Genomic DNA, 15,436 nt, shown 5'->3' on the forward strand with positions numbered 1-15,436 from the left:
ATTTATAATTATAATTAATTTACAGCAAAAATATCGATAACCTCTCCTTCAGCAAGTTTGATTACCGCTTTTTTCAATTTGTTTGTCTTTCCTACTTGAAGACCTTTCTTAGTGTATTTCGAAGAAACCTTCGGAGCATAAATCATTGTATTAACGTCTGCTACTTTTACACCGTAAGCTGCTTCTACAGCTTTTTTAATCTGGATTTTATTCGCTTTAGTATCCACCAAGAAAGAATAAGACCCTCTTAAATCCGTAAGGTAATTAGCCTTTTCTGAAATAACTGGTTTAATAATAACTGACATGATTTATTTCTTTAAATTTTCCTGGAATTTTTCAACTGCACCTTCGAAGAATACAACTTCACCTGCGTTTACTAAATCGTAAGAACTAACTTCGTTAAAGTTCATTACTTTAGTTTTAGGTAAGTTTCTTGAAGATAAATACACATTCTTGTTAGCTTCAGGAAGAATAAACAAAGACTTTTTACCGTTTAATGCCAAAGCATTCAATAATGTAATGAAATCTTTAGTTTTAGGAGCATTTAAGCTCATATCTTCTAAAACTTTAATGCTGTTATCTCTCATTTTCTGAGATAAAACAGATTTTTTAGCTAATCTCTTAAGAGCTTTGTTCAATTTGAATCTGTAATCTCTTGGTTTTGGTCCGAATACTCTACCCCCACCTCTGAAAGTTGGAGATTTGATATCACCATATCTAGCAGAACCAGATCCTTTTTGCTTCTTAAGTTTTTTAGTAGAAGCAGTAATTTCGCTTCTTTCTTTTGCTTTATGAGTCCCTTGTCTCTGTGCTGCAAGGTACTGTTTAACTTCTAAGTAAACCGCGTGCTGATTTGGCTCAATTCCGAATACCGTTTCGTCTAGAGTTACTTTTCTTCCGGTCTCTTTTCCTGATGTATTTAATACTACTAGTTCCATTTTCTGATAATTACATAAGAATTTTTAGCTCCCGGAACAGCACCTTTTACTACTAAAAGATTTTGTTCTTGATCAACTTTTAACACTTGAAGGTTTTGAACAGTTACCTGCTTACCTCCCATTCTTCCGGCCATTCTCATCCCTTTGAATACTCTTGAAGGGTCTGAACCAGCACCGATAGAACCTGGAGCTCTAAGTCTGTTGTGCTGACCATGAGTTGCCTGCATTACTCCTCCAAAATTGTGTCTTTTAACAACCCCTTGGAATCCTTTACCTTTAGAAGTACCTGTTACATCTACATATTCACCTTCAGCGAATAGATCAACTTTCACTTCTTCTCCTACTTTTACTTCATCAACGAACTCTCTGTAGAATTCTACTAATTTAGCTTTAGGAGCAGAACCAGCCTTTTTAAAATGACCAGCTAACGCCTTACCAACGTTCTTTTCACTCTTGTCATCGAAACCTAATTGAACAGCTTTATAACCGTCTTTTTCTAAGGTTCTGACCTGTAAAACCGAGCATGGACCTGCTTGAATAACTGTACAAGGAATATTTTTCCCTTCTTCGTTAAACAAAGATGTCATACCGATTTTTTTACCAATAATACCTGACATTGTTTATATTATAATAAAATTTATCTTTCTGTTTATCATCATTTTAAAGAGATCTGAAGTGATTTCTACTTTTGATATAGGCACACTACGCCCCTAAAATGAGTGTGCAAATGTATGGATTTTTTTTAATTTGACAAATATTTCGAGTAAAATATTTTGATTTTTAATCAATTAGCTCATCCGCTTAGAAAAATCAACGAAGCTTCCGCGATATTCTTCTTCAAAATATGAAATGAAATCTTGTATATATTTTTTATCCAAGTCAGATTTTCTTACTACGATATAATGCTTTCTCTTAAAACCATTTTCTCCAATTCTTTTAAGCCTTAATTCATCGGATAATTTAAATAATCCCAAAGCCCATTTCGGCATACAGGTTACCCCCATATTAGCGCCAATCATTTCCAGCGTTACTTCCGTTAAGGGGACTGCTGAAATTTTCAACGGTGTTATTCCACTAGGTTTTAAAATATGCTCGTAAACAGCAACCGTTTCCAATGGAAAAGAATGAACAATCAGATGAACTTTCGAAAAGTCTTCAGCTTTTATATATTCCAAATGATTCAACTTATTTTCCTGATGGAGAATTGCAAAAACCTCATCCTCAAAAACCGGAATATATATTAATTCTTTATTCACCGATGGCTTTGAGGTCACAATGGCAATATCAATTTCTTTTGATTCTATCTTCAAAATAGGTTTATGAGTAGCTTCCAGAACCAAATCCACTTCTATTTCGGGATACAAAACACCCATTTTCTGGATAAAGACAGGTAACCCCTGATAAAATGAATAACACTCTGTGCTCACTTTGATTTTTCCCGCCGAGCCACTTCTTATTTTTTTTATGGTATTAAATCCATCTTCAATACTATTAATAACATCACATGCTACTTTGTAAAGCTCACGTCCCTCTTCTGTAAGTTCCCACTTATTCCGTGCCCGATGAAAGACTTTGAACCCAAGCTGAATCTCCAACTCTTTGAGTTGATGACTCAAAGCCGATTGTGTCAAAAAAAGCTTCTCCGAAGAATTGGCAATACTCCCTTCTTCCTCTATTGTCTTTACAAGTTTCAAAAATTTGATCTCCATAGGTTTTGCAAAATTAATGAATATCTCCATAAAGTTCATTGAGAACATTTCATTCTGAACTGAACTCTTTTCAATCTCGATACTGAAAGGAAAAGTACATTAAGCATAATTTTGTAAAACAAATCAACCTTATAATTATGCAACAACAAATTCAATTTTACGAACAAAAGCTATCGTATGAAATAGATTCTTCTGATCTATACAAAGCCATTCAAAATAATTCTGATTATATCATTATTGATACCCGGCAGCCTTCCGGTTATGAGAAAGAACATATTCCGGGAGCAATTAATCTTCCCCATAGAGACATGAATGAAGAAACCACCCGTCATCTTAACAAATCAAAAACATATGTATGCTATTGTGACGGAATCGGTTGTAATGCTTCTACAAAAGGAGCATTAAACATGACAAAACTAGGATTCAATGTAAAGGAACTTATGGGTGGGATAGAATGGTGGAAATTTGACGGCTACGATACAGAAGGATCACATCAATCTAAAAATTCAACATTCGGATGTACATGCTAAAAAGTGAAAGAGATATATGGAAATAAGATACGCAAAAGAAAGTGATCTTATATCCATTGTTGAGCTATGCAAAGCTCATGCTCATTATGAAGGAAGTAATTTCGAAGAAAAAAACAAAAGGGACCTTTTGTATGAATTTATTTTCGATTCAGATCTAAATTTAAAATGCCTGGTTGTGGAGCATCATTCTGAAATTGTAGGATATGCTACTTTTTTCAAACAGTTTTCTACATGGGAAGCCGATCAATATATCTATCTCGATTGTCTATATTTAATAGAAAAAATACGAGGCAATGGCATCGGAAAACAGATAATGGAAATCGTAAAAGACTACGCCCAATCTAACAATTGTTCCATTATTCAATGGCAAACTCCCCATTTTAATAAAAAAGCTATTCTGTTTTATGATCAGCTTGGGGCAGAGAGAAAACCTAAAGAAAGATTTACTTGGAAAATATAAAGAAAATAGAGATTATGTTTATAATCTCTATTTTTAAATTATATGATAATTTCTATCTATTTCGCAGCAACAATAACACAAACTCCCATTTCCTCCAGTTTCTTTTTATCTTCCATCTGTATCCCTTCATTGGTCACCAGGTAATCGACTTTATCCAGCGGAGCTATTTTTCCAAAGCCCTTTTTATTGAGTTTGGACGAATCTGCCAACACAACCACTTTATCCGCACAATCTATCATTAACTGATTTAAATGAGCTTCTGCAGCATTGGAAGTACTGATTCCAAAGTCCAAGTCGATACCATCAACCCCCAAGAAAAGGGTATTACAGGAAAACTGTCTCAAAATATTTTCCGAGATAGACCCTACAATAGAGGTAGAACTTTTCCTTACTTCGCCTCCTAACTGAATAATATTAATATTAGGATTATTACAAAGCTCAAGTGCTACTCTTAAAGATGAAGTAAGAACAGTCAGGGGCTGAGTAAAACTCACCAGCATTCTCGCAAAATAATGCATTGTTGTTCCTGAAGCCAGTATAATGCAATCATTTTCCTGAATAAGCTCAATGGCAGCTTTAACAACGTTTTGCTTAGCTTCCACATTGATGTTTTCCTTCTCATTTACATTTTTTTCGTAAGCATATCTTACATGCTTACTTGCTCCGCCATGATTCCTGAACAACAACCCCAGACTTTCTAAATAGTTTAAATCCTTTCGGATCGTAACCGAAGAAACATTAAATTTCTCGCATAAATCCTGCACCAGAACATATTCTTTTTCATCCAATTCTTTTAATATATCGCTGTGCCTAGGTATTAGCTTTTCCATACCCCAAAATTATCACTTTTCTAAGAAACTAAAAAATTTCAATTATTTTCTTTTTGGTTTCATTTTAAATTTATATTTTTGAATAAGAAACTTATCGAAACATTATGAAACGAAATGAAGAACTAAATAAATTAGCACAAATTCAGGAATGGGACTTCATCATTATCGGAGGGGGTGCAAGCGGCTTAGGCTCAGCATTGGATGCTACAAGCCGTGGATTTAAAACTCTGTTACTTGAATCTCATGATTTCGCAAAGGCAACATCCAGCAGAAGCACAAAGTTGGTTCATGGCGGTGTAAGATATCTCGCTCAGGGAGATGTCGGACTAGTAAAAGAAGCATTAAAAGAAAGAGGTCTCCTTGCTCATAATGCAGCTCATATCGTGAAAAATCAATCTTTCATTATCCCGAATTACACATGGTGGGGCGGTATCTATTATAAGATAGGACTTTCGATTTATGATTTTCTTGCCGGAAAATTAAGTCTGGGAAAAACACAATATATCAGTAAATCGAAAACCATAGAAAAACTTCCTACTATAGAGCAAAAGAATCTTGCGAGCGGAGTGGTTTATCAGGATGGACAATTTGATGACGCACGTCTTGCTATCAATCTTAGTCAGACCATTATTGAAAAAGGTGGAAGTGCCATTAATTATTTAAAGGTGGTTAACTTGCTTAAAAATGACTCTAACAAAGTCATCGGAGTAATTGCAGAAGATCAATTCTCAAAGAAACAATATCAAATACGGGCTAAGGTAGTAATCAATGCAACAGGGGTATTTACGAACGACATCCTTAATATGAACAATCCGAAACATGGTAAATTTGTGGTACCCAGCCAGGGAATACATTTAGTTTTGGATAAATCTTTCCTTAAGAGTGATGAAGCCATTATGATTCCTAAAACATCGGATGGTAGAGTTCTATTCGTTGTACCTTGGCATGACAGAGCTTTAGTAGGAACTACTGATACACTCTTAGACAATCCAAGCTTTGAGCCTCATGCACTGGAATCTGAAATCAAATTTGTACTGGAAACCGCCAGACAATATCTTTCCAAAAAACCTACCAGAGAAGATGTAAAATCTGTTTTCGCAGGATTGAGACCTCTTGCCGCACCTAAAGATGAAGGTAAAAATACAAAAGAAGTATCCAGAAGCCATAAAGTAATTACATCAGATACAGGCTTGGTTTCTATTATAGGAGGAAAATGGACCACTTACCGTAAAATGGCTGAAGATACCATTGATAAAGCCATTCAGGTACATAATATGAAATCAGTTCCATCTAATACAGAAAGATTATCTATTCATGGAAATGTAAAGCCTGAAGAAGTAGACAGAAGTAACCATTTGTACGTTTACGGTTCAGATATTCCTGAAATACAGTCTTTACAAAAAAGCAATCCGAAATATTCGGAGAAAATACACCCTGAGCATCCTTACACCGTTGCAGAAGTTATCTGGGCTATACGACATGAAATGGCAGAAACAGTAGAAGATGTGCTGGCAAGAAGGGTAAGACTTCTATTTCTGGATGCAAGAGCAGCTATAGACTGCGCTCACAAAATAGCATCTATTATTGCTGAAGAAAGACAGCTTCCACAGGAATGGGCTGATGAACAGGAAAAAGAATTTATTGAATTGGCTAAAGGTTATTTATTAACCCCTTATTCTCCTAATACAAATCTTAATTAATATCCAAAAATAAAAATATGAGTGACAAATTAATTCTGGCCTTAGACCAGGGGACAACATCATCACGGGCCATTCTATTCAATCATAATGGGGAAATAGAATATATGTCTCAAAAAAGTTTCGAACAAATATTTCCCACTCCGGGATGGGTAGAACACGACCCTAATGAAATCTGGTCCTCCCAGATATCCGTGGCAGCAGAAGTCATCGCTAAGGCCGGGATCTCCGGGCTTGAAGTTGCTGCAATAGGAATCACCAACCAACGTGAAACTACCGTTGTTTGGGATAAAGAAACGGGTGAGCCCGTATATAATGCTATTGTATGGCAGGACCGAAGAACTTCCAAATATTGCGATACTCTGAAAGAAGAAGGCTATACAGATACGATCAAAAAGAAAACAGGCCTTATTCTGGACGCTTATTTCTCAGCGACCAAAATAAAATGGATATTGGATAATGTAGAAGGTGCAAGGGAAAAAGCTGAAGCCGGAAAATTATGTTTCGGAACCATCGATACCTGGCTTATCTGGAAACTGACACGTGGAAAGATGTTCATTACCGACGTTTCAAATGCAAGCCGAACCATGCTTCTCAATATTCATACAATGGAGTGGGATGAAGAATTGCTGAGATTATTTACTATCCCGAAAACCATGCTTCCTGAGATCAAACAAAGCAGTGAAGTTTATGGGGAAACAGCTACTACTCTATTCTCAACAAAAATCCCGATCGCAGGTATTGCAGGAGATCAGCAGGCTGCTTTATTCGGACAAATGTGCACAAAACCGGGAATGGTTAAAAACACTTACGGAACAGGATGTTTCTTATTAATGAATACCGGAAAAGAAGCTGTAGAGTCTAAAAATAATCTTCTTACTACTGTTGCCTGGAAAATAAACGGACAGGTTACTTATGCTCTGGAAGGAAGTGTATTTGTAGGAGGTGCAGCGATTCAATGGTTAAGAGATAATCTACGCATCATCAATTCTGCCGATGAAGTTAACAGCTTAGCCAAAACCGTAAAGGACAATGGAGGAGTTTATTTCGTCCCGGCCCTTACAGGATTAGGTGCTCCTTATTGGGATCAGTATGCCCGTGGAACCATTGTAGGAATTACCCGTGGAACTACGGGGGGACATATTGCCCGTGCCACTTTAGAAGGTATTGCATTCCAGGTGCTGGATATTGTGAAAGCCATGGAAGCAGACTCAGGAAGAGCAAGTCTTGAATTAAGAGTAGACGGAGGAGCTTCTTCAAGCGATCTTCTGATGCAGATACAGTCCGACCTCTTCGGATTTAAAATTACACGGCCTAAAATTCTGGAAACAACCGCCCTAGGAGCTGCTTATCTTGCTGGTTTAGCTGTTGGCTACTGGAAAAGTATCGATGATATTCAGTCTCAATGGATCGTTGACAAAGACTTCCATCCGGAGATGGAAAAAGAAAAATCTGATAAAATGATCCTTTCCTGGCATAAAGCTGTGGCTCGTTCTCAAAACTGGATAGAAGAATAGAAACTCTCACAAAATAAAATCGAAATATATGACTCCATTCGCAGCAGAAATAATTGGCACCATGCTCATGATCCTCTTAGGAAACGGTGTAGTAGCCAATGTTGTATTAAAAGGAACCAAAGGAAATAATTCAGGCTGGATTGTTATTACCACCGCCTGGGCACTGGCAGTTTTTGTAGGTGTTTCAGTAGCCGGACCCATAAGTGGTGCTCACTTGAATCCCGCTGTCACATTAGGTCTCGCTTTTGCAGGAAAATTTTCATGGAATCTCGTACCCACCTATATAGCCGCCGAAATGATTGGCGCCATGCTTGGGGCCTTTCTTGTATGGCTCTTCAATAAAGATCATTTTGCCATTACAGAAAATGAAGAAGATAAACTTGCCTGTTTTAGCACAATACCCGCAATCAGAAAGCCTTTATCCAATATGATCAGTGAAATTATCGGAACCTTTGTTCTTATATTCGTCATCTACCATTTTTCAGATCCAAGTATTTCTTTACATACCGATCCTAACGCGAAAATAGGATTAGGAACCGTAGGTGCATTACCTGTTACTTTTCTAGTTTGGGTGATCGGCTTATCCTTAGGAGGCACTACCGGATATGCTATTAATCCTGCCAGAGATTTAGGTCCAAGAATTATGCACGCCATTCTTCCTATCAAAGGAAGCAGTGACTGGGGATATGCATGGGTTCCTATTGCCGGTCCTATTTTCGGTGCTGCTTTAGCCGCTATTCTTTATGGATTACTAAACTAAAATATACAGATGAAACGACTTTTAATGATTGTATGCCTGGGAATACTGGGCATAGGGAACGTGTTGGCTCAAGAAGCCGAAAAACCAGAGGAGGAAAGCAGACTGGACTTTACTGCCAATATTCAGAATAACCACCTTTGGAGAGGATTAATTATTACTGACAAACCTGTTGTAATGGGAAACCTTTCCTATGCTTTAGATAAAGACAAAAAATGGAAAATCGGAATATGGGGAGCTTCTTCTCTTTCGGACGACAGTGATGGAACCCATTACAAAGAGATTAATTATTATATCCAGTATTCTAATGATCGCTTTTACATTGGATTATGGGATTTATTTAATTCAAGAAATATCAACACCGAAGTGGCATCGAATGATATTTTCAATTATTCATCAAGGAGAACATCCCATATTATCGATTTGAGAACCAATTATACTTTTGGAAAATCATTTCCTCTTAATATTGAAGCCGACATCATGCTGTATGGAGGTGCCAATTCCGGAGAGATCAAGCTGAAACCAGACGGAAAATATAAAAGTAACAGATATTCCACTTACGTTCAGGCAAGCTATCCGGTAATTACCGGCAAAAAAGTAAACCTGAATGCTTTTGTAGGAGCAGGCTTTGCCTTAAACAGCAGCACTTTTCTTTATGGAAATGGAGAGAACAGTTTCGATGTTGTGAACATGGGTTTAAAAGCTGACAAGACTCTTAAATTATCTGAGCATTACAGCCTTCCTTTAATGATGATGGTGATGTGGAATCCGTCTCAGAAATTTGCAAGAATACAACTTGCTGCTACTGTATTTTAAATTCAAATAATAAACTCTCTATATTAAAAGCTATTCTCAAATTTGAGGTAGCTTTTTTTATTGATCAAAACAATACGTCTTTGAATTCACCGTAATTTTCCCATACAGTTTATTATATATTATGTTTAATTTTGAAGAAAATAATCATTATGAAAAAACTAATTTATCTGTTGGTTTTATTATTAAATATTTTCTCCTATGCTCAATCCAATAAAGAAATTCCTTTTACCGGAAAAAGAGATTTTAATATTGAAGAAGGGGCAAGCGGTTCCGGAACTCCGGCCTATTACCTTGATGTAAAGAAAAACGGAGATGTCCATTTTGGATTTATTCAGATCAACCAGGCAAGCAGAACTGAAACAACTGAAGAGATAAATGCAGGAAAATATAATCCGAAAGTAATGCGGGTTCATTTCAAAACTTACAATGAAACTTTTTATGTAAAATTTGATAAACAGAAAATCTACCTCACAGATAAAAATGGCAATATAAAAAGATCGGAAGGCTGCTGTTCAGTCATGGAAACCGACGCTTCCAGTTGTGCCTGTGAAAGTCTCCTTTATCCATAATGAGAATTTTAAAAGTTTTATTCTTATTACTGCTTCTTTTTGTTTCCTGCCAACAAAAAGAAAAGCCTCATGCCTACACTTTTTATTATTGGAAAACCCGGTTAGCCTTAAATACCGAGGAAAAGAAAAGCCTTGATAAAGCAACTTCCCCATTTCTATATACACGCTTTTTTGACGTCAATAAAGTCAACGGAAAATTTCAACCGGTAGCTGTTATTACAAAGGATAAGAATTTTAAACCGGATAAAACCATTGTCCCTACCGTATTCATTACGAATCAGTCTTTTTTAAATATCACAGAGCAGGAAATCAAATTCCTGGCAGAAAGCATTTATTCTCTTATTCAAAAAAAAGCTTCTGAATACCACTTGAACATCAATAATGAAATCCAGATTGATTGTGACTGGACTGCGGGAACCCGAGATGATTATTTTAAATTTTTAAAAGAATTAAAGACCATTTCAGATAAAGAAATCACCAGTACTCTCAGACTTCATCAGGTAAAAGATAAAAAAATAATGGGAGTACCACCAGTAGAAAAAGTATATCTCATGTGCTATTCGACTTCTTCTCCCCTGGAAACATCAGATAAAAATTCCATTCTGGATATTCATATTTTAAAAGCTTATCTCTCGCAATTGGAAGATTACCCTATTAAAAACATGGAAGTAGCTTTGCCCATTTATTCATGGGGAATTATTACCAACCATTTAGGAAAACACAGATTAATCAATGCCCTTTCTGTTTCGGATCTTAATCATCCTGATTTTAAAAAGATTTCTGAAAATAAGGCAGAAATTATGAGGGACGGTTTTTATTTCGGAAATTATCTTAATAAAGGGTTCACTATTAAAGTGGAAGAAATTTCATCTGCTCAGCTAAAGGAAGCTGTTCATTTTTTAGACCGGAAGCTCTCTCATTTCAATATCGTTTATTATCAATTAGACAGCAGGTTTGTATTTAACCAAAACTTCAGTCTGTAATTAAAATGTAACCATCATGAAAAAATATATTCTTTCCTTAGCAGCTGCATCGCTCTTCTATATTCCATCAAAAGCCTGCGCTTGGTATGACCCCGACTATGAGTATTTTAATCTTTTTACTCAGACCATTATAAAAGACAAATCCTATCTGCCTTTCCTGCATACTTATTCCGAAAGATTTTATACAGCTTTTGACCATTCTCATATTCCTGATGAAAATATTGAAGCATGGGTGAAATACTTTCATAACCAGCTCAGTTATCCGGAAGCCAATTATCTGGTGACTAAAATGAATATCAATGATCTCAATGACCTTAAAAAAGGAAATTCCAATAATCCTCTTTTAAAAAAGCTGGGAAACTCATTTTATCAGAAATACTATGAAGGGATTGATTATTTGATTGAGGCCAAATACCTTGAGCCTTTCATGGCCATCAATTATATCGAAAGCTCTGACTCATTTTATTACAGAGAGAAGGAAATTGATAAAAATGCTACATCTATTTCTTATGATAAGACAATCGCAGCTTTGACATCTTTATATCATGCTGCCAAAAATCCCGAGATCAAGCAGAGATATGGTTATCAGCTTGTTCGTTTCAATCATTATACCCGAAATTATGATGAAGCATTTCAGGCATTTAAAAAATATGTTGAACCCATTCAACTAAAAGGAGCCGTTTATTATATGGCTCTAGATCAGTTTGCTGGTGTTCAGCGCGGACTGAATATGAAAAGTGATGCCAACTGGAATTTCTTCCAGGTATTCATGAAAAGTAAAAGCAGAAAAGAATCTGCCTTTGTCTCTATGACACTTTCAGACAGTGCTTCATTTGATAATATCATGAAACGCGCAGGAAATAACGAAGAAAAAAATATGGCTTATTTTCTTCTGGGCTATAGTGATTTTACCAACCCTATTCCTCTTATGGAGAAAATGTACGATATTGATCCCGGTTCCGAGGTATTAAAAGTAATGGCCGCCCGAAGTATCAATGAGCTGGAAAGAAGCTATCTTCCCACTTATTATTATGATAACAATCCTACCAGCCGTAAAAAGACCGTAGATACAGATCCCGCTTCAGCACAGAATAAAGCAAAAACTGAGACCCAAAAACAGGATCTTTCTTTCTGGCAAAAGGTAGTAAAATTTTTCAAAAACTTATTTGGAGGTTCAACTGCTGATGAAAAAAGTAAAAGTAACAATCAGGCAGATTTAAGTGATGATGAACTCTTAAACAACCCGAATAGATTACCTTTTTACACTAAAAACAATTTATATTATTATTCATCTGATGATGCTCCCATTGATTTTCTGAATGATCTGGAAAAATTCACCGCCAAGGCAAAAGAAAAATCTACCGATGAATACTGGCAAATCGCCAATGCTTACCTTAAGTTCCTACAAAAAGACTATAAAGAAAGTACAGAGGTTCTCAATAATATAAAAACTGATAATCCTGAATATCTGGAAGAAATCAACAGGATGAAAGTTCTGAATGATATTGTTTCTCAGCCTAAAATAACAGCTGAATTTGAAGATCAGCTTATGGCTAAGTATTCTGAATATTTTACTGATAAAAAAGCAGATCAGGACAGTACTTTATCCCGAGCATACAGTTACTACGACTCTACGCCTTCCACTGCAGATTTCCTTAAAGATATTCTTGCCAACCGTTATTTTCTACAGGGTGAAGACGGAAAATCTTTTTTAATGAATAATAAACTTTCCGATTTACAATACAATCCGAATTCAAGCCTTGTAAAAAGTGTGGAAGACTTCTATAGAAAGCCGAACAAAACAAAATTTGAACAACAGATCATCGCCAAGAGTATTGATACCGTAGGAAATATTGACGCTTTCTTCAATATCATTTATGGAGACCGCGCAATGAAGCTTGCCGATTTTGAAAAAGCAAAAGGCTATTATCAAAAAACCGAAGGCTTCACCGGAATTCCAAGATTCGATTATGACTGGAGTCATAATACCAATAGCCCTAAAATTACTTTAGCCCAATATGAACCGAATCAATACAATGGGTTTAAAAATATTTCGGATCTTATTTTCGGTTATAATATTTGGGAAAGCTATGAAAGTGAAGCCACTGTAAGTATGAAAGCTGAAGATTATTCTGCTTTCCCATTTATCAAAAAGTCCATGAACAAATTTGAGTTAGCTGATGCGCTGATCCAACTAAAAAAAATAGGAACCGGAAAGGATGAGATAGCCTCTAAAGCTAATCAGTTAATCGGGAACTTATTATATAATACGTCTATTTTAGGTTATTACAGGCAAATATTTGTAATGGATATTGACAACAGTAATGGCGGAAAGTACGACTTTTGGAATACTGATAAGAAAAATCCATATCAATACTATTATAAAAACTTTACAGGCACCCCTTATATAGAACCTGATAATTTTGATCTTGTTATCAGTTATTATAAAAAGGCTCTTGATCATTCCAATAATAAAGAACAGAAAGCTCGAATCCTTTTCCAGATGGCCAGCGCAGAACAAGGAAAATATTATCAATTTGAGGTTAAAAATCCTTCCAATATTGACTATTCGGATCCTCAGTGGTCTGAGAAAACAAAATCATATGATAACCAGATGGCTGACATTAAAAATCAAAAATACAGAACTTACTTCACTCAGCTTAAGTCACAATATTCAGACACAGAAACGGCTCAGTTTCTAATGGGTAACTGTACTTATTTTAATTACTTCATGAAAAGATAAAAAAACAGGAATCGTTAAGATTCCTGTTTTTGCTGTATTTTCTTTTGAAGCCATTCTTCATGTTTTCTTTTAAAGAATTCCTCTTTATAATCATGATTTCTTTGGGCTGCATCAATGGAATGGGAGGTATGAATATCAGCATCATCTTTAGCTAGTTGAGCCAATGTTTCATAAAAATGATGCAGCTGATCCAATTCCCTTTCAGTAAGATCTTCTATATCTACAATCCGGTTGCTTGCTTTCTCATGAGCTGCAATTAATTCATTTAGTTTTATCTGAATGGCTTTTGAGTCTTTATTCTGAGATTTTTGTATCAGGAAAACCATTAAAAAGGTAATAATTGTAGTTCCAGTATTAATGACCAACTGCCAGGTTTCTGAGTAATTAAATAAGGGACCTGTAGCTGCCCAAATTATAACTATAAAAGTAGCTCCCATGAAGGCAGTCTGACTTCCTGTAAATTTGGTTGCCCAATTAGAAAACTTTTCAAATACATTCCCATTGGATTTTGACATAGTTAATAGTTATATGATTGATTCTGTAATATATACTACAAAAACTCCGCCATAATAGCGGAGTTTTTGAAAAGAATCATTTATATCTTTGGAAATAATATTGTAAGTAGTAAAATTCTTGTAAGAATTATAGGAATATCCAATACTGTTAGTTAGGATAGAACCCGTTACTATTTTGTTCAGTTGAGGAAGAAACTACAAACCAATTATATCCATCCGAAATGTATGTTCTACTTCCTTTCTGAAGATTATAGGAATTGTCAGCCACATATTTACCCGCATCGGAAATATGGTAAATGCTAGATCCCCCCGTTACACTAAGCGAAACGGGTGATAAATCACTAACAACAACAAGAGTATAAAGACGTCCTTTCGCTGTACTCGGATTTGGCAAAACATAATTTGGATTAGTACTTACAAATCCATCTCCCATAATTACCGTATTTTGACTTGCTCCCAGTCCGCTTGTCGGAAGTGTTGAATCAGAATCAACTGCTACCGCTAAAGAAGTTGTAGTAAGCTGAGTTGATGTAGTATTAGGATCTACAATAGCACTTAAACTCACTTTTCCTTTATGCCACATACCTGCGGAAAGATCCAAAGACTGTAATGAGTATTTTGATAATTGAGTTCCCGCTGTCAAAAAGCCTATATAAATACCTGTAGTACTTTCAATACTTCCCGAATTGACTAAATTACTGATATTTATCCCTCTATAATTTGATATGATTCCGGCATTGGAGTTTTTAATTTGTAACCCTGAGGCTAAATTTGCTGTCCCTGAATCATTTGAAAATCCTGCAGCACTACCTAAGAGTGTACCAATATTTGCTGAAGATTTACTTAACATATTAACGGCTGTTATCACTCCCGAATTAGAGTTTTTATTTTCAGCAACAGCATTCAGCGCATTCGTATTGGAATAGCTCCCCGCAGAAGGTGACTGAGAGATTGCATTAACGGTAATAACATTATTATTCTTAGAAGTACCGGTGTAGGAATATACTCCCTGAAATAAGTTTTGGCTATTATTGGGATTAGTAGAAGCCGACTGCAACGTCTGATCAAAAACCGTTCCTGTCACATCATAATTCTGCCCACCTACACTTACCGCAGAAACGGATGGTGTATTATTCAGCTTAAAATGGACCGGGACTAAAGGGGCAGCATCCCTTATTCCGATATTTCCATTTTCTAAAACTGTAAATGTTTCTACATTAGAAGTATTAGTAATTTTTAGAGATTTTGTTTCTGTAGATTTTGTGATAATGTCCAAGGTAGCTGTAGGAGCCGTAGTATTAATACCTACCTGTGAAAAAAAACACCTGGTAGCAGTAACAAAGCTCCAACCTGTAGTTTGGTTCTTTTCATA

At 35.8% G+C, this 15,436-nt stretch carries 16 protein-coding genes; 9 read left to right on the forward strand and 7 right to left on the reverse strand.

Annotated elements, in window-relative coordinates; all coding sequences use genetic code 11:
• Nucleotides 1-14: 14 nt before the first annotated feature.
• From rplW to Q0A18_RS09770, 4 genes are all read right to left on the reverse strand, one after another.
• Nucleotides 15-305 (reverse strand): 50S ribosomal protein L23, encoded by a 291-nt coding sequence (gene rplW, locus Q0A18_RS09755; RefSeq protein ID WP_089754637.1) that lies wholly within the window; start codon nt 303-305, stop codon nt 15-17.
• Nucleotides 306-308: 3 nt separating this feature from the next.
• A complete protein-coding gene (rplD, locus tag Q0A18_RS09760; RefSeq protein WP_292009956.1) occupies nt 309-938 on the reverse strand; it encodes a 50S ribosomal protein L4 in 630 nt (209 codons plus the stop codon).
• Nucleotides 929-1,555: a 50S ribosomal protein L3 gene (gene rplC, locus Q0A18_RS09765; RefSeq protein WP_292009957.1), complete on the reverse strand. Its 627-nt coding sequence runs from the start codon at nt 1,553-1,555 to the stop codon at nt 929-931. The genes rplD and rplC overlap by 10 nt, the downstream gene beginning before the upstream one ends.
• Before the next feature lie 171 nt (nt 1,556-1,726).
• The gene (locus tag Q0A18_RS09770) at nt 1,727-2,677 is read right to left on the reverse strand and encodes a LysR family transcriptional regulator (protein WP_292009958.1); all 951 of its coding nucleotides are present in this window, start codon (nt 2,675-2,677) and stop codon (nt 1,727-1,729) included.
• 107 nt (nt 2,678-2,784) lie between these two features.
• Between Q0A18_RS09770 and Q0A18_RS09775 the strand changes: the two genes are divergently transcribed.
• Nucleotides 2,785-3,177, forward strand: coding sequence for a rhodanese-like domain-containing protein (locus tag Q0A18_RS09775; RefSeq protein WP_292009959.1), 393 nt, complete (start codon nt 2,785-2,787; stop codon nt 3,175-3,177).
• Between the two features lie 16 nt (nt 3,178-3,193).
• Nucleotides 3,194-3,637 (forward strand): GNAT family N-acetyltransferase, encoded by a 444-nt coding sequence (locus Q0A18_RS09780; RefSeq protein ID WP_292009960.1) that lies wholly within the window; start codon nt 3,194-3,196, stop codon nt 3,635-3,637.
• A gap of 56 nt (nt 3,638-3,693) precedes the next feature.
• On the opposite strand, the gene Q0A18_RS09785 is transcribed toward Q0A18_RS09780, so the two are convergent.
• Nucleotides 3,694-4,467, reverse strand: a complete 774-nt coding sequence (locus Q0A18_RS09785; protein WP_292009961.1) for a DeoR/GlpR family DNA-binding transcription regulator — start codon at nt 4,465-4,467, stop codon at nt 3,694-3,696.
• 104 nt (nt 4,468-4,571) lie between these two features.
• Between Q0A18_RS09785 and Q0A18_RS09790 the strand changes: the two genes are divergently transcribed.
• From Q0A18_RS09790 to Q0A18_RS09820, 7 genes are all read left to right on the forward strand, one after another.
• Nucleotides 4,572-6,167 carry a glycerol-3-phosphate dehydrogenase/oxidase gene (locus Q0A18_RS09790; protein WP_292009962.1) on the forward strand — a complete coding sequence of 532 codons (1,596 nt, stop codon included), beginning with the start codon at nt 4,572-4,574 and terminating at the stop codon, nt 6,165-6,167.
• A 17-nt stretch (nt 6,168-6,184) separates the two neighbouring features.
• A complete protein-coding gene (glpK, locus tag Q0A18_RS09795) occupies nt 6,185-7,681 on the forward strand; it encodes a glycerol kinase GlpK (RefSeq protein ID WP_292009963.1) in 1,497 nt (498 codons plus the stop codon).
• 28 nt (nt 7,682-7,709) lie between these two features.
• Nucleotides 7,710-8,441 (forward strand): MIP/aquaporin family protein, encoded by a 732-nt coding sequence (locus Q0A18_RS09800; protein ID WP_292009964.1) that lies wholly within the window; start codon nt 7,710-7,712, stop codon nt 8,439-8,441.
• A gap of 9 nt (nt 8,442-8,450) precedes the next feature.
• Nucleotides 8,451-9,254, forward strand: coding sequence for a hypothetical protein (locus Q0A18_RS09805; protein WP_292009965.1), 804 nt, complete (start codon nt 8,451-8,453; stop codon nt 9,252-9,254).
• Between the two features lie 149 nt (nt 9,255-9,403).
• Nucleotides 9,404-9,823, forward strand: coding sequence for a hypothetical protein (locus Q0A18_RS09810; protein WP_292009966.1), 420 nt, complete (start codon nt 9,404-9,406; stop codon nt 9,821-9,823).
• Nucleotides 9,823-10,806, forward strand: a complete 984-nt coding sequence (locus tag Q0A18_RS09815) for a hypothetical protein (protein ID WP_292009967.1) — start codon at nt 9,823-9,825, stop codon at nt 10,804-10,806. Before Q0A18_RS09810 ends, Q0A18_RS09815 begins: the two co-directional genes overlap by 1 nt.
• A 16-nt stretch (nt 10,807-10,822) precedes the next feature.
• Nucleotides 10,823-13,549 carry a hypothetical protein gene (locus tag Q0A18_RS09820; RefSeq protein WP_292009968.1) on the forward strand — a complete coding sequence of 909 codons (2,727 nt, stop codon included), beginning with the start codon at nt 10,823-10,825 and terminating at the stop codon, nt 13,547-13,549.
• 14 nt (nt 13,550-13,563) lie between these two features.
• Here Q0A18_RS09820 and Q0A18_RS09825 read toward each other — a convergent pair whose 3' ends face one another.
• Together Q0A18_RS09825 and Q0A18_RS09830 are read right to left on the reverse strand one after the other, a co-directional pair.
• Nucleotides 13,564-14,064: a low affinity iron permease family protein gene (locus tag Q0A18_RS09825; RefSeq protein WP_292009969.1), complete on the reverse strand. Its 501-nt coding sequence runs from the start codon at nt 14,062-14,064 to the stop codon at nt 13,564-13,566.
• Between the two features lie 148 nt (nt 14,065-14,212).
• The coding region (locus tag Q0A18_RS09830; protein WP_292009970.1) for a hypothetical protein at nt 14,213-15,436 on the reverse strand (1,224 nt) is incomplete at its 5' end.

Source organism: Chryseobacterium sp., assembly GCF_022712095.1.
GTDB lineage: Bacteria > Bacteroidota > Bacteroidia > Flavobacteriales > Weeksellaceae > Chryseobacterium.